The following is a 19,801-nucleotide window of genomic DNA, read 5'->3' on the forward strand; positions in this document are numbered from 1 at the left end:
ATTATGAAAAATAAATTATCTCGCATCCATATCTACCTAACTCTCATTTTTGTTATGGGTGCTTTTTATATTTGTAGTAACAATCAAGAACTTTCTTTACCAAAAAGTAGCCCGTTATACTTAAATGATTTTTTAAAGCCTTGGGAATTTGGCAATCCTGATGAATTAATAGAATTTGAATTTGAAAATGCAGAACTTTCCAGTTTGATAACATATATAGAGAAAAAATTTAGCCTTAAATTTATTATGGATGATCAATTGACGCCACTTCCTAACGGCGGCAAGTCTGCTCTTGGCACCAAAATATCATTTAGAACCTATAAGCCGCTTTCCAAAAAAAGCGCCTGGGACATTTTTATTACTTTTCTTGATATGGCTGGCTTGGCAACTGCTCCTGGTCCGGATAAAGGTATTTATAGAATTACAACGACTGACCCGCGTTCTCCATTGTCAGTTAACAAAAATGCATTACCATCATTTATAGGTATCGATCCATCGCTGATTCCCAACAATGATACGAGGATTCGATATATTTATTTTGTAGAAAATACGAGTCTTGACGTTATCAAAAATGTAATCGATACCATGAAAAGCGCATCTTCTCCAGGTCTTATTATTTTCCCTGAGTTACGCGCCCTTATGATGACCGATAAAGGATCAAATATAAAGGCGATTTTGGAAGTTGTTAAAGAACTTGACCGCGTCAATGTCCCAGAAACACTTTCTATTATTAAGCTACGTCGTACCGATGCAACTAAGGTTGCCGATTTATACAAAAGCTTAGTTAAAGATGAAGCACAACAAGCTGGTGTTGGCGGCATACGTCTCCTTGGTGGAAGACGCCAATCGACCAATAGTTATTTTCCAGAAGGTACAAAAGTAATTGCAGAACCGAGAACAAATACGCTCATTTTACTTGGCAACAAAGAGGCCATTAAAAAGATAGAGACGTTTATCATAAAAGAAATAGACAAAGAGTTGGACGTTCCTTTTTCGCCGCTCCACATTTATCAACTAAAATATGTCGCGGCAGAGGCGATGGCAAATATTTTAAAAGAGGCAATTCAATTTCAAACAGATACAGAAGCTGCAAAATATGGTGGCGTAAGAGATGGGGATAAATATTTTAAATCACTCACCATAACACCGGAAAAAACGGGTAATCGATTAATTATTAATGCTGATTATGAAGATTATTTGAAATTATATGAAATACTACAAAAAATAGACGTTGAACAACCTCAAGTAGCTATCAAGGCAATGATTCTGGAAGTCGATCTCACGGATACTCGTAACTTCGGTATACAAATGAGAAATAAAAAACCAGGACCGGATGGACTGCTGGGTAATAACGTTAACTATCAAACATCTGGACTTGCAGGGCTTGATACGCCTGTTGTAGAAAATCCTAATGGAACGGGTGCTACTCGCTTATTAGGAAATTTAGTATCTTTAGCTTCAAATGATACCATTGCAGGCAGCACATTTGTCACATTGGGCAGCGATTTATTTGGGGTATGGGGTATGTTTACGGTGCTTCAATCTTTAACAAACGTTAGTATTATTGCTAACCCATTTTTAATAACAACCCACAAATATCCGGCTTCAGTTTCTATAGGTAATACCCGTCGCGTCATAACAGGTACTTCGGTAACGCCGTCAGGACCGATAAATAGTTTTGATGATTTAACCGCAAAATTAGAAATATATGTTGAGCCGCAAATTAGTTATGAAGGTTTTATTATTATGAATGTCCGTATTGACGTAGAAACATTTACGGATACAGCAACAAGTTCTGGCAATCGTATTAAGCGAGAAATAAAAACATCTGTTATTATGGCTGACAATGAAGTTTTGGCTCTAGGCGGTATTATGCGTGATGATATTGCTGAAAAAGAAAGTAAAGTGCCAATATTAGGCGATATCCCTGTAGTAGGATGGTTCTTCAAAAACAAAAGTAAAGTTGTTAATAGATCTAGCCTTGTTGTGTTAATAACGCCAGAAGTAATTCCATCGTACTCAGAAAAATTTGCAGAACGATTTACTAATACAAAAATTAACGATGCACAATCAACGTTAAGCGAATGTCACGAAATGGACCAATTACGTGATCCAATACATCGTTGGTTCTTTACAGATGCAAATGATACGCAATCAAAGATTATTGATGAATTTTCGAGCGAACAAGGTAGATACATTGATCCAAACCAGCTTAAAGTAGCTCAGTCAGAACATATTTCAGAGCTGCCTGCTGACAAAGAAAAGCCTAAAAAACGCATTACTGCGCACTTTGAGCAAAAAGCAGAATCAGCAGGTAAAATATGATATATACTATTTTTATACCAGAAAAAATTGGCGATTATTACATTTTACCCTGTCGTATCGTTGGTATTGAAATCGAAAAAGAATATATTAATGCAACCGTTGTAAAATATAGCGGCGCGAAAAAAATAATCGAAAAAACTTTAAAAGAGCCGATTGAATATGCAATTTCTTTATCTCATCAAGATCAAGCTTCCGCTGCTATTGAACGTATTTTAGAAAAAATTGGTACCTATGATTATCTTTTTGTAGCACTTTCCAGTTCTTTGATTATCTATAAAGAACTTACGTTACCTTTTATCGACAAACAAAAAATAGGAATGGTTGCCCCCTTTGAAGTCGAATCGATGTTGCCATTTTCATTACATGATGCTGTTATTGATACAATAATCACCAAACATGAAGCCGCAACGGCGACTGTTTTAGCGATAGCTCTTAAAAAAGAAGTGCTTGATGAATATTTGGATATTTTTAAAAAAATTGGAAAAGAACCGGACAAAGTTACCATTGATCTTATAGAATTATACGGATTATATACTTCTATCCCAGATTATATGCACACACAAGGCGTTGTTAGTCTTATTGATATCGGCATGTATGTTACCAGAATAGCGATTATTATTGATGGCAAACTCAAAGTTATGCGTGTGCTCACTCAAGGCATAGCAACTATTTTGAAAATACTTGAGTTAGACCGTAATATAAGCCATTCGGAAGCATATGATTATTTATTTAAATCTGGAATACAAGAAGAAAATGGTTCAAAATTTTTTAGCCAAATTCAATTTACATTACAGACTTCTTTATCAAAATTATCATCTTCACAAACTACTCAAAAAATATTTTTAACTGGTACAGGAACAGAAATACCGCATATTACCGATGCTTTGGCAAAACTCATGTCCTGTGAGTGCGAAGTATTATACTTGCATAAAATTATCCACAATGGAACGATTATTTCAGCAAATAACGGTATAAAAAGTGAATCTATTATAAGCACTGCGACTGCATTGTCATCAAAAATTACCGATAATTTTAATATGCGTGTTGGATATATAAGTGAAACTAAAAAAACGCTCATAACGCAGCAGCTTATTGCTGCGTTATTGTTCATCACAGTAACAATAAGCGCTCTGTCTCTGTATACTTTTTTTACATTACGTGCCTTTAAAAAAGAAACCGTAACATCAGAACAAGAGGCAGTCGATAAGCTCAAGAAAGTATTTTCGCTTTCACGTCGTGGATCAGAAAAAGCTGATAAAGGTCTTTCACTAGAAACAGCTAACAATGCGGCCAAAGCAGAGCTTGTAAAAGAAGAAAATATATGGTTTTCGCTATCAAGTAATAACAGATTTTCATTTTTAACCTATCTGCAAGAACTTACTTCACGGATAGATCGAGACAAGCTCGCTTTGGATCTTAAACGTCTTATCATTAGAACGGGTGAAGGTACTCAACAAGACAGTATAATAATTGAGGGAAGCGTAAAAGATTATAATGCTTTACGAGCTTTCGAAGAAGCCTTATATGAATCTAATATGTTTAAAGATATTCCAAAGTTACAAGAGCCAAAATTTGGAACCATTACGCTTGTTTTGGATAAAACAGATAGAGAAAAAGCATGAATATCTTTAAAAAAATAAGAGAATTTGTTGCACAATTATCACCAGTACAAGTTTATCAGTATATCGGTGGCATTTTAGCAATTTTTTTAGTTGTTATAACTATTATATTATATATTTTTTATAGTCAGCTTAATAATTACGAGCGTAAAATAAAACGGCTCAATCAACTCAGAAAAGAATCGCGTACAATTCTTGAGCAACACGAACGAGTTAAACAGCAGCAAAATGACGTAAACACTATTTTAGCGCAAGACCCAACGTTCAAGATAAAAGAATATTTTTTAAAACTGGTAGCTGAAGTAGGACTCAGTCAGCAAAACACCAAGCAAGAAGTATCTGATCCTCAAGATCTTGAAAATGGTTATTCTGAAATAAAGCTTGATGCAAGTTTTGTAGATATTACGATGCAACAATTAACAGACTTATTATATAAAATTGAACAAAATGAACGCATATATACCAAAGAGCTCGCCATTACCAAGTCATTAAAGGGCCCAATAATAAATGTAACGTTAATTATTGCAACATTGCAACCCAAAGTATCGACATAAAATTGCATGGAATTATTATGAAAAAATTATTTTTATTTATGTTCGGAGCATGTGTAATAAGCAATAATATGTATGCTGATCAGCTTATAAACCACGTTCCAGCAACTGAACCTGCTTATACGCAACTTGCAACTATTCAAGAAGAAGTGCCCTTTTATGCAGTAGAAACTGATAAGAAAAAAAAGAAAAAAGAGCCTCTGATAAAATTCAATTTTGATAACGAAGATCTTGTTAAAATAATTAACATGATCGCCTCAAAGAAAAAAATAAATATTATTCTCCCGCAGGGAGCCGATGTTATTAATCAAAAAATAACTTTTAAACTGCAAAAAAAAATCACACTTGCGCAAGCAGAAAAATATTTATCGATGTTTCTTAATTTATCTGGCTATAGCATGTATCCTGATGGAAATTTTTTTGTTATTGCTAAAAATGATCCCAATATTAATCGGGTTCCGCTTCCACTCTTTATCAATGTTGCTCCTGCAGAAATTCCGCATAGCGAAATGCAAATTCGCGCAGTATATTATCTTGCAAACTTAAAAGTGCCAGAAAATACTATGGGGAGCGAACCGCTCAATCTTATGATTAAAGACATGATGTCTACAAATGGTACGTATGTTTTTGATCCAAAATCAAACGGAGTTATTATAATCGATAAAGCTAACAATATTAGCTCCATTGCAACTATTTTAACCGAACTTGATACATCAGGGACACGCGATGTCATAGCTTTGGTTCCATTATATAATAGTGTAGCTCGTACAGTTGCTGATCTTCTTAAAACTCAGATTGTTGCATCATCAGTTGATGCTCGAGGCATTATTAGAACAGATTTGAAAACAGAATCCGGCATTTATTTTGCAACTAATACACGTGTTGTTCCAGATGATAGAAGAAATACCATTATTATTATGGGCAAAGAAACAGCCGTTGAAAGACTCAAAGATTTTATTAGAGAATACATGGATGCCCCTGCAGAATCTGGCAACTCTATATTACATGCATATGATTTACAATATCTCGATGCAGAAGACTTTGCAAAAGTATTGCAAGATATTGTTACCCCAAAAGGGGCTTCTGGACAGTCACAAAAAGATTCTGCTACAGGGCCGATGCAATTTTTTGAGGGCGTCAGAATAGTACCAGAAACATATAAACCTGTTCAATCAGCGAAAGCGATTGCCGGTGGTTCAACTCTAGAAGAAACAGGAGTTGTATTTCAGGGTGGCAATCGTTTAATTATTGCTGCGCGTAAAAAAGATTGGGATCGCATTAAGGCACTCATACATCGCCTCGATAAACCTCAACGACAAGTGATTATAGAAGTATTGGTTGTCGATTTAAGTGTTAATAATAACAAAATATTTGGCTCGCAAGTTCGTAATCCTATTGTACCTGGGACACCACCTGGATTAGATTTTCAATCGGCGCAACTTATTGGTCCTGTTTTAAATAACCCTGATGTCAATACGCCGCCAACCACTATAGCGGCTGATTTGTTGCGTATTTTATTGGGATCAACTACCAGTATGGCGACCTTGTTAACAAGCTCACAGCAGTTTTCTGGTGGGCTGATTCTTTCTATTAATGATCCTAATGGCAGCGGTGTTTGGGCTGTATTTCAATTATTAGATAATATTATAGAAACAAAATTAATCAGCCATCCATTCTTAGTAACATTAGACAACGTGCGTGGCGAAGAAATTATAACAAATATTAGACGTGCTCCTGGCAACCAATCTATTGGTGAAGGTGGTATTTCTACTATTAATCAAAAAGATTTTGAAGCTACATTTAAGGTTGCAATAACACCACGAATCAGTTCACTCGACAGGCTTAATCTTCAAATAACTATAGAAATTGAAGATTTTACATCCCCAAGTCTTACGGATTTTAGTCGACAAACACGACGCGTACAAACAAATGCAAATATGAACTCTGGCCAAGTTTTAGTCTTGGGGGGGCTTACACGATTAGAAACAACAGAAACTGACACCGAAACTCCTATTTTGGGACAGATACCTCTTGTCGGCTGGTTTTTTAGAAATAAAACAAAAACTACCGTAAAAAATAATCTTGGAATTTTTATATGCCCTACTATTGTTGAGCCAAAGTTACGTGAGGGACAAAAGAAATATACGGGTGACAAGATCAAATATTCTTATAGTACTATTGGAGAATCCGCAACATATGATAATATTCGTGACCCAATAACAAGATTCTTCTTTATGTCGGGTGATAAGAGCGAAACAACTTTAACACAATATTTGGCGGACTCTAAAGAAGGTTCTTACAATTTTGAAAGCCAAGAACGTGAAATATTGGAGCCAAAAAAAATAAAGACTTCTATTAATACCGAAACACCTACTGAAGAAGATCGTGCTTTAAAAGCGCTTTTAAAAGATGAAAAAAATCCGATTTCAGGCGGTAATGAGTGAAAGCATTAATTGATCTTCGATCATTAAAAGCCGGTTGTATTTAGCTATACGATCAGTGCGGCTACAGCCACCGGCTTTTATCTGGCCTGCCGATGCGCCGACCGCAAGATCAGCTATAAAAGTATCTTCAGTTTCACCAGAACGATGCGAAACTATAACATTTAGATTATGCAATTTGCACAATCTAATAGCATGAAGCGTCTCAGTTATTGTGCCGATCTGATTAGGCTTTATAACAACAGCTTGGGCAATACCCTGACGAACGCCTTCTAATATACGTTCTGGATGTGTTGCAAAAATATCATCGCCAACAAGCTGAATTTTATTTTCCATAACATGTGTCATATATTTCCAGCCATCCCAATCTTCCTCACTTAATCCATCTTCTATAGAATAAATAGGATAACTATCAATAAGATTACTGTATATTTCAACAAGTTGTTCTGCGACTATTCGCTCATTATTCCATAGATATGTTTTAGTGAGTGGATCATATAAACGAGAAGCAGCAACATCAAGTGCGATAACGCAACGACTTTCATGAATTTGCTCAACACGAGCAAGAGCCTCACATAACAAAATAAGTGCCTCTTCATCATCAACGCACATCGGAGCGTATCCGCCTTCATCACCAACAGCCACAGATTTTCCATTTTTTTGTAAAACATTTTTCAATTCATGAAAAATTGCAACACTTAATTCAAAAGAGCTTCTAAAATTAGCCGCACCAAGCGGAACTATCATAAATTCTTGTATATGCATGTTATTATTGGCGTGCAAACCACCATTCAGAACATTAATAAGAGGAAATGGAACAGTTACAGAATCAGCGCCAGAAATATATGCAATCAATTCATACGGTTCAATCTGTTCAACATAAGCTTGGGCTTTATAAATTGCCATACTGGTCGCCAGCGTTGCATTGGAACCAAGATGTGATTTATCAGAAGTTCCGTCAATTTCCAAAAGCTTAAGGTCCATTTCTAACCCATTTGGCTCTTGCCCTATTAAAGCCGGAGCTATCATTGATTCAATATTTTCAACAGCTTTCAAAACGCCAAGACCCCATAAACGTTTACCACCATCTCGTAATTCATGGGCCTCGTACTTGCTACGAGAAAGACCCGATGGCGCCGCTGCAACAATACGTACGGTGTTCTCTAATACAACTTCACATTGCACAGTCGGCAAACCACGTGAATCATATATTTCTCGTGCTATTATTTGTGTAATTTTCATAATCTATTTCCCCCTTGCATAACTACATGCCTTTTTTCACTGTAACTAACTGCCCTTTAGTTTGTATAGGTTTGGCAAACTCTTGACAAAATAACAAAGGACCATAGATGTTTATTATAAAAACAATATATGGGGATACGTCTATGACTCTTGATAATCCAACCTATAATAAAATAAAATTAATTCATGAACTGAGCTGCATTTTGTGGTTTATAGAAAAGCATGCACTTGCCGATGCCCACAATGGCGGAGATAAATCTTCTCATGAAGCTCTCGCAGCTTTACAGCGCGATCTTTCAAAACATATCGAAGCGCTTCAAAAATCCATGTGCACGATAACGCATTAAAGTTTCAGGACCATAACATTATCGAGAAGCTGATAAATAGTAAGATGTGGCTTTGGCGACCTCAGATCGGGTGCACAAGTGATATCATTTTGACTATAAATACCAATTTTATTGTTGTAAAACCATAATTTATTATGATCCAAGTCGGTTTTTGTTAGAGCAAACTGCGCAAGAACAGTATAGTTTTTTTTAGGTTTAAACAACTTAACGGCCTCATTTCCACATGTCATAATGCGAGAACTAAAATCAGCATATATCAATTTGCCAGTTGTAGTTAATGCAACAAACTGCCATGGGTGCTCTGCATCAACCGCAATATCTTGAAACACTAAATTGCCAAATTTTTGATTATATGCAACAGATGCATCATGAGAAAGATCGATGGTTATAATAGTGCCGGCATCCGTAAGACCCAAGAGATTTAAACCGGCCAACCATGACACTTTAGATAAATTACTAATTTTATATTGTTTGCATTCATCCGATGATGAAACTTTTTTAAAAAACAATGCGTCTTTTGTAGCCGTCGCCACGTACGGAAATTTAAATGCCAATGCCTTGGCCATGCCATCTAGCGCAGCAATCAATCTTGTACTAAACGTTTTTACGCCATGAGTGCTTGTACCAAAACAATACACAATACTCGCATTCAAATTTGCATAAGGACAGATAACACAACAGATATTGCCAGCATCATCCCTCTGGAATCCATCAAACATAATATGATGCCCACTTTTACTAGTGAACATATCACTTACATCAAAATTGCGTGCTTCTTCTTTACCTTTCAAAAAGGTAGCTATTCTATAATCAAGTATTTTTATAACGAGGGAATCAAAAAATGAGGTCGATCCATATTTTCCATTACCAAAAGTATATTTATCTTCATTGTAAAAAAAATGAGATTTTTGTGATTTTGTATCAAGAGCAAGATTATTTTCACTAAAAGATAGAGGACCGACATGCATATCATCTAAAGACAAGTGATAATCTGCATAAAATTCTATAGTTTTTTTGCCATTAAAAACAATGGCTCTGCCATCATGATATACATTTTCATGAAAATTTTTTTCCATGCCGTTATTCGACAAAAAATATAAAACAAACAAAAAAAATATGCGGTTCATAAAGTTGCAAATTTCCAAACAGAAGAGAATTTATATATAACAAAATTATCAATAATTTTAGCCAGTTTACCTTCTTTAGTAAGAAGAGTTAACTTTTTTTTATTAAAATAATAATCAAGCAATTTATGATAAGAAGTTATACCCAAAAAACGCTTATGCAACTTTATAGCATGCACTTTGCCAAAACCAGATCCATAACCCACAGCTTCAATCGTTTCATGCTTCAATAGACTACTAACCACCATCACATGTCCAGGAAACCAGATTAAATCACCTTCTTCTAGATGATCTTTTTCTGACAATGGCTGCAAATGTCGCGCCAATGTTAATGTATTTTTAAAAAAATATGGGATACCACATATTTGTGCAGCGCGAGCAACAAGGCCAGAACAGTCAAAACCAGCATAAGGTCGACTCATATAAGGGCGATCATATAACGTAACTGTTTGTTTACCAAAAGATGCCTCTTCTTCTTGAACATCATCGCCAACAGCTTCCAAAAAACTAGAACCTCCCCAGATATAAGGGATCGCACCATGATGCAGCATGGTCCATTTTTTTAGCAACTGTACATACTCTTTTTGCCGCTCCGAGCGTGTCATATTTTTTTCTGTCACACAAAGCGCTTTCTGTAATGGTGCGTGATGCGTTGTAAATGTTTCTGGATCAAAAATTTTTACAATAATAGTCGTTGGATGATTTGCAACTTTAACAAAACGAGTTCCTGCGGAATATTTTTTTTTGGTAATAGGATCATGCCATGGCATAATAAGCGTAACTATATTTTTATTTTTAAATGCTTGCTGGTGTACCATATTAATGGGTTCTGGAAATGCAGATATATCAACTCCGGCACTAACAAGCTCATCAAAAAACAATAACGTATCTCTGTGAACCCAAAAATTCTTTAAATGTATACGGTCAGGAGCATCAAAAAAAAGCCTGCCCGTATCGATACACACTTCTTCACCTTTGTGATCTATAACGTCAACAACATCATTAAACAAGGCTTGTGTCGCCCGCCAACAGCCGTTACTGGCACTGCTACTCGCACAGGGCATAGAGTTATACAATTCTTTTAAAGAAGAATATGGTCTTCGTACACTTAATTGATCAAAAAAAAGATCTACAATCGGCGTAATAACCACTGCCTTGCGATAAATACCCTGGACTGCGCTCTCTGCAAAAAAAAAAGCACTAGCGATAAAAATTATTACTTTCATAACATCCCCTGCTAGAAAGCATAATAATTTATGCTAGAGCTTTTCAATAATTTTATAATTATTAGAAACTATTTATTTAGGATTTTTAATTTTACACGATATATTAATGCAGGTGCGATAATCCCAAAAATTTTGCGCACAAGATAATAACCCACCGATACCAACAATAATACCTAAACCTGCACCAACATATTTAAATGGTACTGCATAGCGATGATTAAACATACTAGCAATGGATGGCTGGGTTAACGAATAACAATGCTGAACTGCGGGAATTTTACTTAAAAGATATAATCCAGAAAAAATAGATGTGCCAATAGCAGCTTTTTTAGCTGTATCAACGGCATATATGTTACGTTGCCTTCTTAATGCGTCAATATGTTTACCCAAATTCGTCATGCCTTCCTTATCAGAAATGAATATTGGTTCATTTCCAACAACCACATCCAGAGCTTCTCTATGCCACTTAACACACTCTCGCAAATCAGAAATTGTTCTCAAATTATCTGTGTCAGAAAGCTTATTAAGCGCAGCTAGATCAACACCCATAACCCAATGTGGGGCAAGTGATAAAAATAGTAACAATTTTATAAACTTCATAATTACAATCTCCAATTAATATATTATTTTTTAATTATATATAATATATATACTACTCTCTTTTTAAAAAATGTCAATTTGAATCACAAAATGCAATAATAATTGCCTATTTTAGAAACAAAGCCTTCACAACACAAATCGCCTAAATTCTTCTCGATTCGTTCAATAGGTCGATCAATAGAAGCACATAAAAACTCAAAATCTATTGGCACCTGGTGACTGGTTAAAATACGCAAAATCATGCCCCTAATTTGGCGCTCAGAGCCCTCAAATTTCGATTGCTTGGCATAATGGCTACTTTTGATATTAGGGTTTTTAAACTGTTTTTTGATCATAACGCCATAGTCTGTCAGAGCATAGTACCAAACCCTTGGATTAAGCTTATCAAGAGCCTGTTCTACAAGAGGGAAAAGCTCTTTATCGTTAATTTCAGCTCTTTGTGAGAAGAAAAGATGTATAAACACTGATCTAATGTTAGTTTCTATAAAAACAGTGGGCATATTAAAAGCAAAGGCACAAATAGAACCGGCCGTTGCGGGCCCTATTCCTGGCATATCAAGCAAGATTTCTGGATTGGCTGGCAAAGTAGAATTATAGTCTTTTGTTACAGCCTGAGCGATTTTTAACAGGGCTAGTGCCCGTCTGCTATACCCCAGCCCCTGCCATAGGGTTATAACGTCTCTTGTTGACGCCTGAGCAAGAGCCTCAAAAGTCGGGAAATGAGTTATAAATTGAATAAACTTATCTTTGACGCGATCAGTCTGCGTTTGCTGGAGCATAATCTCAGAAACGACAATGTGGTATGGATTGGTGGTCTGCCGCCAGCTAAAAACCCGCCCGTATTCGGCATAATAGGCATAGATGTGCTGCCTAAAAGCCTCTACACCTTCTGGAGATAATAAGCCATTTTGTTGTATATAATTATCAAACTTCATACCTCAAATCTAGCATATTCTCAGCAAAAATCGACAATTCACTCAAGCCTCTTGATCCTAAATAAAGTCGAGGATATTTTTCATATCCCCGACTTTATAAATTTAAACAAGCAGCATCAGGCAAGCTTGTTGAGCGCTATATTTTAACTAAAATATGCAAGTTCATCAGTTGCTTCAGCCCTATTATCACTATTTATTTTTTTTCGTTGGGCTAATTCATGAATAGGAATATTATGATCCTGTATATATTGAAAAATTTGCCTATACAACTTGTGTGCTTTATTCGATGCAAAAAATCCTTCAGTTTTAATTATATATTCAGGCAACGGTTCTTTAGCACCAGCAAAACCTCTTACAAATTGCGATGATAGAATTTTTGATCTTGGATGAAAATATTCTCCCCTACCAAATAAACCGGCTAAAGTTGATAGCGGCGGTATATGAAATTGATTACCCAAGGGACCATGTACATACTCTTTTTTACTGATTGGCAATACATAGCCATTGCTACCCTTATATAGGTGGTGTGAATATGCGACAGCGCTTGAATGACCATTTTTATGATTATCAAAGAATAATCCGGCAAACCAAGAAGTCCCAAACGATAGAGCCGCATTCTCATCGGGACGATAGTTTTCTACAGCTACAGTTCCTCGATATAAAAGAAAAGTATTATTGTTATGCGCAATATACTCCTGCTTAATGCTTTCTATAATATCGCTATGAATAGAGCGATTATAACCAGATAAAGAGCTAAAGACTTCTGTAGCCTGCCCTTGGAATTGGTCATTTACGATCGAGCGACAAGCATCAAAATTAAGTTGAGCTGGCTGTATATTATTTGCAGTCAGGTGCGCTACAATATGACGATTAATAATTTTATGAAAATCTATTAACGATGAGTGATTATTAATAAGATCAAATGGTAACTTTATTTTCCCATCCGCATTACCAAAAAGATTATATAACGGACTATTCAAATTCAAAGATTTTTCTGAGCTATGAGCTTCTGTATCTCGTTGATTAAATTTCGCCAATAGCCGATTTTTAAATGATGTCACGTTATATAAAGCTCCACCAGTCTTGCTTTCGATATTTGTATTATTCAAGTGTGGATTTAGAAAATGAAAAACAAACATTTCATACAATGATGTAGGAATAAACTGAACTTTTACTCCTGGAACTTGAGTATCAAGCGCATTTTGCATTGCCGCGATCTCATCTTCCTGAAAGTTATTATAGTTTAATGATGTTGGAAATTGATTATGCAATTTAATATCATAAATTTTCTTATGCTCGTCATCAGAGATAACCGAACCATCTGTTTTAAAGAAAATAGTTTCCGCCTTAAGCATTGCCAATCTATTTTTTGCAGATATAAAAGCATTTTTTAAAAATGGTAATAATCTATTATACGGTATTGGATTGCGCGCCAATAAAGCCGTGCTTGAAAACTGACTAATTAACAAGATAATTGATAAAATTTTTAATATATTTTTTTTCATATCCCGCCTTATTCTTAATAGCTTATTTTTTAGTTACTAATAATAGTTTACCATCTATAGAATAATTGTCAAATAGTAATTTCCTATAGAGTACCAGGGCAAAATGGTAGCAGAAGGGTCTAAAATAGGGCTAAAAACACGCTATAAAACACGTAAAAAAGCCGGGTTTTCCTCTCCGGCTTTACAAGATTATCGCACAGCTAATAGCATGCAATTCACTCAAACAGCTTAACCTACATGCCAAGATCTTAATGACAATACAAATATTGTTGTCGTTGCAAGCGTTCCAAAACCCCTTCATTGGTACGAAATACCATTATAGCTTGTTGTTCTTGTTTATCAAACGCATTATTTTGCGCTTCAAGATTACGTATTCTTTTATTGAGATAGCCTTGATAATCAATCGCTCGAAATATATTCTGCATCCCACAATCTGCCACATATAAACCATAATTAAATGACTCTAGGCTTGCAGAAACCACGCAACCTGATGCTATCACTGAAGCAGCGCCGGCGATTATTGATTTGTTATAATATTCAAACGCCATACCGCAAAAAGCAGGAATACATGAAATGCTACTGATGCCCAATATAGCACTCCATGCCATCAAACCTAAGCCCGCATAAGTTTCTACAGGAGCTATTATTGACCTTGCATCAATCTTCATTCTTACATGGCGGGCATTCCGGCGCCTTAGATAGAGGACAGAAAGTTCTGCCCGCAGATCGACTCTCTGATATTGTATATCATACACTCGATCTGCATATCTCTCGGCCAAACGCATATGATGCAAAATCTTCTCATTATGAGTCATGGCTTGCACAGATAATCCAATAAACATGAGGGGTAATATTTTTAATATATTTTTTTTCATTTGTATCTTTCCATTATTACTATAAAACACATTATAAAGCCGGATATATTACAAATCCAGCTCTATAATATTATATATTAAAATCTTACTTGTTAAATGCATTATAAGCTTCATGCGCTTTGCCAAAGTTATAATAGGCACATACGCCTAGGGCAACTACTTGGCCGGCAAAGAGGCCTGCATGTCTCGCATTAGCCCTAAAGCTATTTTTAATACGAGCATACTCTGCCTGAGCCACTTTTACCTTATCCCTACTTTCGCTTGCTTCAAATTCTTTTTTTGAATCCATTTCTTCATGCGAGCTAGAATTGCTGTAAAGCTTATTGTGCAGCTCTTTTAAATCGAGTGCTGCGGTGTTTGCGGAGCGATATGCATGATATTCATGAAATGCACTCTTGGCAGCCTGTTGCGCAATAACCGCAGAGGGCACAATACCAAGCGCTAAAAGAGACCCTGCCGCCGATCTACCAATCACCGTGTACATGCTATCACGTACTGCTTTACCAGTATTCTGAACCGCGCCGACACATAAAAACTGGCCCGCTAACACTATAATTGACAATATTTTTAATATATTTTTCATAGTTTTTACCTGCATTTTTATATTATTTTTTACTATTAATATAAATATACAGGATGCTAAATAATTGTCAATTAGAAATTATATTAAAGAGCTATTATCAATAATTAATAGCAAGCAGCATTCATTGCGTCCTCAAGCGCCTATGCAATTAACGAAATCTTTAAATCTATAGCTTTAGCAAGCCTTTTAATGGGTTTTTTAAAGCGTGCTTTCAAAAAATTATTCAATAAAATTACCAACAGTCTATCGTATTTTATATTCTACCAACTCTGATTTTGACCATTAATTCTGGCTTAAGAACAGTATCAACCGCCTTTTGCACATCAGATATAGTTAACTGAGCAAGCTGCTGCGCACGATTATTGAAATAATTTGCTGGCAGCGCATATTCATCAACATGTAAAAATGTTGCAGCGATACTTCTGTACGTTCCAAAATGATCGACCAGGGAATTTGCAACTGCATGTTGCGCTTCTTCAAGTTCTTCTTGCGTTAAGCCATGAGCAGCATGTCTGATGACTTGCTCAATTTGAGCTTCGGCATCTTTAAGACGATCTTGAGATACAATAGTTTTAACCAATGTCATGCCAGGCTGCTTGCCAACCCCAGCAATAAGCGAGCCGCCAATAGTATAAAAGAGACCAGAGCGCTCACGTAATTCAAATAAGCGCGAGCTCATAGAACCCAAAATACCACCGGTAAAAACTTGATCAAACAATAATAACGCGTCAAAACGCGGGTCTTTTCTATCAACAGAAAGACCTCCAAAAGCCAAGACAATCTGATCTCTATTAATCGGATAATTTATAGTTTCTGCGGTAACTGGCAATAATGAGGGAAATGCAAAATCTGGCAATCTTTCGCCACTCCATGCACCTAAAGTATCCTCTAGAAGTTTAATGATATTATTTTCATCAAAACTGCCAACAATAGACAACCGCGATCCGCACGGCGTGTAATATTGTTTATACGCACGCACAAGATCATCACGCGTAATCTTATTAATACTTTCTAATGATCCCAGCATATTTTGAGCGTATGGATGATGTTTATATAATTCTTGTCGCAACAATTGACCAATAAACTGCGTAGGAGTGTCCCAAAAATTCTTTATATCACCAATCATTTGATGACGAACTTTTTCAATAGAATCAGATGAAAAAACAGCCTGAGTCAAAACTTCATTCAGCAACGTAAGTCCAGAAAACACATCACTTCTCAGCATATTAAGAGTGACTTGCCCAGGAATCACATTAAGATCCATCCCGCGTGATTCTAACTCTTGAGCGAGGTCTTGCGCGGAATAATGCTTCGTGCCTTCTTCTAGCATATCCGCCACAAACATACTTAGCCCCTGTTCACCAACAGGATCATAATAATATTTAGCTTGCAAATCTAAAATTAATTCTACCTTAGGCAAATGCGGATCGTGGTGATAAAAGATTTTAAGTCCATTAGATAGTGTTGCTGTTTTCGCCTGAGGAAAATTAAAACGAGAAGAAATTTCACGAGTAATAGTATGTGCAAATACCGATTCTTCAACTTCAGTTTCTCGTGTTATGCCAGATAATACTTGTTCATCAATCTTATCCGAAGCTTGTTGCAACTGAGTCCAATATTCTTTATGCTCTTCCGGCAAAGGCATAACAACGCCAGAATGCATCATCTTAAAGTTTTCTTGTACAAGCTTACGCATATCGTTTTTTATTTTTTCAAGAGGATAATTGCAATAGCGAGCTAAATAATGCTCATCGCCCGTAGCGAGAAAAAATTTACCCAACAAATATGCCTTTTTTTGATTATTTTCTTGCAACGATATAAAATCCATCTCTGTTTTTTTACGAGCACGAAGTAATTCTGCATCTGATATATCATACGAAGCAAGATTTTTTATCTCGGCATTAATCAGATCGATAATTTTTTCTTTATCAGAAATATTTTTAGGCTGAAAGTTAATCATAAAAAGGCTGTGATCGAAAAGATCGTACGTAAAACTTTCTAGATCAAGCGCAAGCCCCAATTCATCAACGATTTTTTTATATAAACGAGAGCTTTTACCGGCGCCAATAATCCAAGACAATAAATCAAGAAGATAATCTTGCTTGCGATTTATGCCAGGAACAAGCCAAGCAAGCATGCAAGGCGGCTGCTGAATATCGCGATAGAGAGTTATCGAGCGCTCTTCAAGATCATCAAGATGAGAAAAAGCTTCTTTCTTATACATATAATTAGGGGCAATATGTTCAAAATTTTCTACAGCGGCCTGAAAAGCCTGCTCTGGATCAACATCCCCAACAATTACCAGCGTGGCATTATTTGGCACATAATGTTTTTTATAAAAAGCAACCAAAGCATCGCGCTTTAAACTCCATAAATCTTGTTTATAACCAATAATGGGGTGATGATAAGGATGATCAAAAAAAATTGAACCGAGCATGCGTTCAATAAGCGTTGAGCTATAATCGTCATTATACATTTTAAGTTCTTGAATAACCGCTTTAAGCTCAGAATTTAAAAGATCCTGCTTAAATGTGCAATTGGTCATACAATCGGCCATAACTGGCAAAATCTTGGTCCAATTTTGACTTGGCATATCAAAAAGATATCCCGTATAGTCGTATGATGTGAAGGCGTTACAATAACCAGACAATTTATGCGTTAACGTATTAATATCTGATTCAGACAAATTAGTAGTGCCTTTAAAAATCATATGCTCAATAAAATGAGCAATTCCCTTTTCGCCACTTTTTTCATCACGAGAACCCACATTATACCATAATTGAATGGATACCTTAGGAATCGCACGACTCTCCTCAATAAGAATCGTCATACCATTCTTAAGAACTCTTTTTAAAACTCCACTTTTTATCATGAAAACGCCTTGTTCTGAATTATAATTAATTTTATACCTAGCTTAAAATAATCCTGTTATAACAGCAACTTTTACCTGCATCTTATCATATTATTGATTTTATATTATAAAATAATTTAATATTAATACTGAATATGTTTTCAAATAAACAATATACTTTGACGGAGTATACATGAAAAAACTAGTTATCATATGCCTCAGTTTATGTAATATAAGCTTAATAGAGAGCATGAAAAATACTTCAAACACCAACCAATTAGAAGATATAATAAGCTCGCGAAAAAAATTAATAAAAAAGATAATTTTATCACAACAACAAAACAAAAATCATATAGATTCGATAGAAAAAATTTTATCAGCGATAAAAAAATTAGAAAATGAAGCAAATATAACAGAACTCAATAAACAAGTAATGCAGATACGGTATGATAACTGCCTTTATCAACAAAAAAACCCTAAAATAAAAAAATATTTACAAGAAATTAACCTACTTGAACAAAGTATCCGTGATATGACTAAGCCAGAGCGCAAAGCTATTAATAAATTAAGCATAGAAATGGAAAAATCTGGCAGTACAGATAATACACAAAAACAAATTAATCGACTTCAAAAACGTATGCGACAAAAAACACATGCTCAGGTGCGTAAAATTTCGCAACTTAATAATGAAATTTATCGCATTATGCAGGATAAAATTCAAGAAGCTCGACCAATAGCACAGCAATTGGCTGAAAAATACAAAAAAATAAATACTCAAGTAAAAAATCTTAATGGCAAGCTCGAGCAGCATGTAAATGCTATTAATAGTTTGGTAGGCAACAATGAAACATTAAGAACAGCTCGACAACAATTAACTCGAGCACGCAAAAAATTATTAAAAATAAACCCATGCAGTGAACCGGAACTAAATCCAACATGGGAATCATTATTTGTATAAATAATAATATACAGGTTAAGAAATTACAGATACTTTAAGTGAGTCTGCTGTAATTTTTTAACCGTTAGCATGTGTTATGAAAATAATCCCTCTACTTATATTTGCACTCATTATGAGCTGCTGCGCACGAAAGAAACCAATGTCAGAATCATTGCTTAACAAACCAGCTCCAGACTTTACTCTACTCGATGACAATAATACCGCGCGATCACTTGCCGAATTTAAGGGTAAAAAAATAGTTCTTTATTTTTATCCAAAAGACGATACACCGGGCTGCACTACAGAAGCTTGTTCGTTTAGGGACAATTTTGCAGAATACGGCAAAAAAAATATTACCGTCTTGGGTATAAATTATGACACGCCCGAGTCCCACAAAAAATTTAAAGCAAAATACCTTCTTCCCTTTATATTATTAAGCGATAGCACCAAAGAAGTAGCCCAAAAATACGGCGCATACGCCAGTATTCTCAATATTTTATTTCCCAAAAGAATTACGTTTTTAATCGATGAGCAGGGCATTATCATACATATTCTCGATAATGTTGATGTCAAAAATGACGCCCAAAAGATAATAGATATTTTCTCAAAAAACGCCCCTCACTAAAAGTTGCAATAAGAA

The 19,801-nt window shown here is 35.5% G+C and carries 16 protein-coding genes; 7 read left to right on the top strand and 9 right to left on the bottom strand.

Going from position 1 to position 19,801, the window contains the following annotated elements; all coding sequences use genetic code 11:
- Positions 1–3: 3 nt before the first annotated feature.
- The 4 genes from WC707_05180 to WC707_05195 are packed head-to-tail and all read left to right on the top strand — an operon-like array spanning position 4 to position 6,939.
- Entirely contained in the window at positions 4–2,325 is a 2,322-nt protein-coding gene (locus WC707_05180; GenBank protein MFA6066542.1) for a secretin N-terminal domain-containing protein, read from the top strand.
- Positions 2,322–3,947 (top strand): pilus assembly protein PilM, encoded by a 1,626-nt coding sequence (gene pilM / locus WC707_05185; GenBank protein MFA6066543.1) that lies wholly within the window; start codon positions 2,322–2,324, stop codon positions 3,945–3,947. The genes WC707_05180 and pilM overlap by 4 nt, the downstream gene beginning before the upstream one ends.
- Positions 3,944–4,498 carry a hypothetical protein gene (locus WC707_05190; GenBank protein MFA6066544.1) on the top strand — a complete coding sequence of 185 codons (555 nt, stop codon included), beginning with the start codon at positions 3,944–3,946 and terminating at the stop codon, positions 4,496–4,498. Before pilM ends, WC707_05190 begins: the two co-directional genes overlap by 4 nt.
- A gap of 17 nt (positions 4,499–4,515) precedes the next feature.
- The gene (locus WC707_05195; GenBank protein MFA6066545.1) at positions 4,516–6,939 is read left to right on the top strand and encodes a secretin N-terminal domain-containing protein; all 2,424 of its coding nucleotides are present in this window, start codon (positions 4,516–4,518) and stop codon (positions 6,937–6,939) included.
- On the opposite strand, the gene eno is transcribed toward WC707_05195, so the two are convergent.
- A complete protein-coding gene (eno, locus tag WC707_05200; protein MFA6066546.1) occupies positions 6,922–8,178 on the bottom strand; it encodes a phosphopyruvate hydratase in 1,257 nt (418 codons plus the stop codon). The two genes, WC707_05195 and eno, sit on opposite strands and share 18 nt — an antisense overlap.
- Positions 8,179–8,285: 107 nt before the next feature.
- Between eno and WC707_05205 the strand changes: the two genes are divergently transcribed.
- Complete coding sequence (locus WC707_05205; protein ID MFA6066547.1) at positions 8,286–8,525, top strand: hypothetical protein; 240 nt, start codon at positions 8,286–8,288, stop codon at positions 8,523–8,525.
- Here the strand turns inward: WC707_05205 and WC707_05210 are convergent.
- The 8 genes from WC707_05210 to WC707_05245 form a co-directional block, all read right to left on the bottom strand.
- Positions 8,522–9,601, bottom strand: a complete 1,080-nt coding sequence (locus tag WC707_05210; protein MFA6066548.1) for a hypothetical protein — start codon at positions 9,599–9,601, stop codon at positions 8,522–8,524. The two genes, WC707_05205 and WC707_05210, sit on opposite strands and share 4 nt — an antisense overlap.
- Before the next feature lie 47 nt (positions 9,602–9,648).
- Positions 9,649–10,875, bottom strand: a complete 1,227-nt coding sequence (locus tag WC707_05215; GenBank protein MFA6066549.1) for a hypothetical protein — start codon at positions 10,873–10,875, stop codon at positions 9,649–9,651.
- A gap of 72 nt (positions 10,876–10,947) precedes the next feature.
- Positions 10,948–11,475 carry a hypothetical protein gene (locus tag WC707_05220; GenBank protein MFA6066550.1) on the bottom strand — a complete coding sequence of 176 codons (528 nt, stop codon included), beginning with the start codon at positions 11,473–11,475 and terminating at the stop codon, positions 10,948–10,950.
- Positions 11,476–11,558: 83 nt separating this feature from the next.
- Positions 11,559–12,410 (bottom strand): hypothetical protein, encoded by an 852-nt coding sequence (locus WC707_05225; protein MFA6066551.1) that lies wholly within the window; start codon positions 12,408–12,410, stop codon positions 11,559–11,561.
- A 143-nt stretch (positions 12,411–12,553) separates the two neighbouring features.
- Positions 12,554–13,915: a hypothetical protein gene (locus WC707_05230; GenBank protein MFA6066552.1), complete on the bottom strand. Its 1,362-nt coding sequence runs from the start codon at positions 13,913–13,915 to the stop codon at positions 12,554–12,556.
- Positions 13,916–14,163: 248 nt separating this feature from the next.
- Positions 14,164–14,790 carry a hypothetical protein gene (locus tag WC707_05235; GenBank protein ID MFA6066553.1) on the bottom strand — a complete coding sequence of 209 codons (627 nt, stop codon included), beginning with the start codon at positions 14,788–14,790 and terminating at the stop codon, positions 14,164–14,166.
- Positions 14,791–14,875: 85 nt separating this feature from the next.
- Positions 14,876–15,373: a hypothetical protein gene (locus tag WC707_05240; GenBank protein ID MFA6066554.1), complete on the bottom strand. Its 498-nt coding sequence runs from the start codon at positions 15,371–15,373 to the stop codon at positions 14,876–14,878.
- 253 nt (positions 15,374–15,626) lie between these two features.
- On the bottom strand, positions 15,627–18,245 hold the full coding sequence (locus tag WC707_05245; GenBank protein ID MFA6066555.1) for a pitrilysin family protein: 2,619 nt from the start codon (positions 18,243–18,245) through the stop codon (positions 15,627–15,629).
- A gap of 172 nt (positions 18,246–18,417) precedes the next feature.
- Between WC707_05245 and WC707_05250 the strand changes: the two genes are divergently transcribed.
- Positions 18,418–19,182, top strand: a complete 765-nt coding sequence (locus WC707_05250) for a hypothetical protein (protein MFA6066556.1) — start codon at positions 18,418–18,420, stop codon at positions 19,180–19,182.
- Between the two features lie 76 nt (positions 19,183–19,258).
- Positions 19,259–19,786, top strand: coding sequence for a peroxiredoxin (locus WC707_05255; protein MFA6066557.1), 528 nt, complete (start codon positions 19,259–19,261; stop codon positions 19,784–19,786).
- Positions 19,787–19,801: the final 15 nt, after the last annotated feature.

Source organism: Candidatus Babeliaceae bacterium, from assembly GCA_041660765.1.
GTDB lineage: Bacteria > Babelota > Babeliae > Babelales > Babelaceae > JBAZVR01.

What these genes read in the sequence shown, in the direction of transcription:
- WC707_05180 (MFA6066542.1), top strand. Translation starts at nt 4, where the DNA reads ATGAAAAATAAATTATCTCGCATCCATATCTACCTAACTCTCATTTTT.
- pilM (MFA6066543.1), top strand. Translation starts at nt 2,322, where the DNA reads ATGATATATACTATTTTTATACCAGAAAAAATTGGCGATTATTACATT.
- WC707_05190 (MFA6066544.1), top strand. Translation starts at nt 3,944, where the DNA reads ATGAATATCTTTAAAAAAATAAGAGAATTTGTTGCACAATTATCACCA.
- WC707_05195 (MFA6066545.1), top strand. Translation starts at nt 4,516, where the DNA reads ATGAAAAAATTATTTTTATTTATGTTCGGAGCATGTGTAATAAGCAAT.
- eno (MFA6066546.1), bottom strand. Translation starts at nt 8,178, where the DNA reads ATGAAAATTACACAAATAATAGCACGAGAAATATATGATTCACGTGGT.
- WC707_05205 (MFA6066547.1), top strand. Translation starts at nt 8,286, where the DNA reads ATGTTTATTATAAAAACAATATATGGGGATACGTCTATGACTCTTGAT.
- WC707_05210 (MFA6066548.1), bottom strand. Translation starts at nt 9,601, where the DNA reads ATGGAAAAAAATTTTCATGAAAATGTATATCATGATGGCAGAGCCATT.
- WC707_05215 (MFA6066549.1), bottom strand. Translation starts at nt 10,875, where the DNA reads ATGAAAGTAATAATTTTTATCGCTAGTGCTTTTTTTTTTGCAGAGAGC.
- WC707_05220 (MFA6066550.1), bottom strand. Translation starts at nt 11,475, where the DNA reads ATGAAGTTTATAAAATTGTTACTATTTTTATCACTTGCCCCACATTGG.
- WC707_05225 (MFA6066551.1), bottom strand. Translation starts at nt 12,410, where the DNA reads ATGAAGTTTGATAATTATATACAACAAAATGGCTTATTATCTCCAGAA.
- WC707_05230 (MFA6066552.1), bottom strand. Translation starts at nt 13,915, where the DNA reads ATGAAAAAAAATATATTAAAAATTTTATCAATTATCTTGTTAATTAGT.
- WC707_05235 (MFA6066553.1), bottom strand. Translation starts at nt 14,790, where the DNA reads ATGAAAAAAAATATATTAAAAATATTACCCCTCATGTTTATTGGATTA.
- WC707_05240 (MFA6066554.1), bottom strand. Translation starts at nt 15,373, where the DNA reads ATGAAAAATATATTAAAAATATTGTCAATTATAGTGTTAGCGGGCCAG.
- WC707_05245 (MFA6066555.1), bottom strand. Translation starts at nt 18,245, where the DNA reads ATGATAAAAAGTGGAGTTTTAAAAAGAGTTCTTAAGAATGGTATGACG.
- WC707_05250 (MFA6066556.1), top strand. Translation starts at nt 18,418, where the DNA reads ATGAAAAAACTAGTTATCATATGCCTCAGTTTATGTAATATAAGCTTA.
- WC707_05255 (MFA6066557.1), top strand. Translation starts at nt 19,259, where the DNA reads ATGAAAATAATCCCTCTACTTATATTTGCACTCATTATGAGCTGCTGC.